This is a genomic window from Thermogutta sp. (genome assembly GCF_039793925.1).
GTDB lineage: Bacteria > Planctomycetota > Planctomycetia > Pirellulales > Thermoguttaceae > Thermogutta.
This window is the reverse complement of record NZ_JBAMME010000084.1, coordinates 1-1,441: the sequence shown is the minus strand read 5'-3', so window position 1 is coordinate 1,441 and position 1,441 is coordinate 1. Positions and strand designations below refer to the sequence as shown.

General features: G+C 58.5%; 2 protein-coding genes. Both read right to left on the bottom strand.

Annotation, left to right across the window (positions count from 1 at the left end; translation table 11 throughout):
• On the bottom strand, positions 1-1,023 hold a 1,023-nt coding region (locus ABJK56_RS02945; RefSeq protein ID WP_347243172.1), incomplete at its 3' end, for a hypothetical protein.
• 27 nt (positions 1,024-1,050) lie between these two features.
• Positions 1,051-1,441 (bottom strand): hypothetical protein (locus tag ABJK56_RS02940; RefSeq protein WP_347243171.1); only part of this gene is annotated, 391 nt, incomplete at its 5' end.

Here is a 1,441-nt window from a genome sequence, read left to right as displayed (position 1 = left end):
GACCAGGGTCAGATAAGAAACCTTGCCGCTTTTCAACGCGCTGACCTTGACCGTGACTGCGCCGGGCGGGTTGCTTCCGGAGCCTTGTGCCTCTACCGTGAGGGTGGTGTGCACTAAAGCATCCCAGGGCAAAGGGTTGCCATTGCTATCCACTACGGCAACGCTGTGAATCCGAAAGGGCTGCGGCGTTGGCCCGGGCGTCGGTGTCGGTCCCGGAGTAGGCGTCGGGCCTGGGCCACAGTCCAGGCACACGAACTTGACGGCATCGAAGCCGATCTCCTCGGTGGCATAGTTCTGATTGCCGGTCAGGTCGTCCAGGTAGACCTTCGAGCGTGTCCCGGCCGGCAGATCGTAAGTACCCAGGCTAACCCAATCGGCGTAGATTTCCAACTGGTTGACCGTCGCCGTGCCGATCTCGCTGCCATCCCTGTAGATATGATAGTGGGCGCTTCGGGTAGTGGCGTGGTCCCAGGGGATAAAGGCGAAAATCTCGTACCGACCGCTCTGGGGAATGTTTGGCGTCCACTCGCCCCAGTTCTCGCGGCCATAGTAGTCGGTAGAGTTCTTGGTGTAGTAACTGTGCCCGTTGTAGGCTCCGGAAGCCGACCAATAGTGCCACCAGCAGCGATCTGGAGGGTCGGCGCATTGGCCGGCCTGAAAGCGCGCAAACCCGGCATCCTGGTCATCTACGACAACTTCTACCTGGGTAAGTGCACCAGCAGTCATCGGAGGATGGGGCATCCCAAGCAGTGTGAAATGGGCAAAATACCACGTGGAGGCGGTAGCAAGATTCCGGCCCTCGTCTACCGCGGTCTCCAGAGGTAGCCACTTGCCTGTCTGCCCGTCCGGGCTATAGAAGTAACTCAGCGTCAACTCGCTTTCCGTTGCCCCTGCCCTCTCCACGTCGGTGTCGGAGTAGTGGATGGCGATCTCCATTCCCCCTTCCGGCAAGGCGCCGCATTCGGATTTGTTGGCAGGCTCTCCGTGCACACCGGGACAGGCATCCATCTCAAAGAGCACCACCGGTTGGCCGTCGCTGAACCGCGCGGCTTACAGCGTAAACGATGGACCAAAATTGGCCAGGTTTGGAGGTAGCGACGTGATGGCTGTTTCCGTGTAGGTGACGACGGTGGTCTCAGAGAACAATCCGGGAGGAAAGGTGATGGTCACCTGACCATCAGGGGAAGTCAACTCGCCCCCGGTTTCTGGTGACACCACGATGGAAATCGCCTCACCATTCTCCAGTAAAGTGCTGGCGCTTGGTTGGGCTGCGGTGATCCGCGTGCCCACAGTAATCAATACCAGCAACACAACCACCACCAACAGGCCCAATCTGCTTCTATGGTTGAACAAGTCTTTCATTGCTCTTACCCCCGTATCTGATGTTGCAACTGACGTAATTTGCCCGCCCAACATAGGATTAGGCTGACGATCGCCGTGT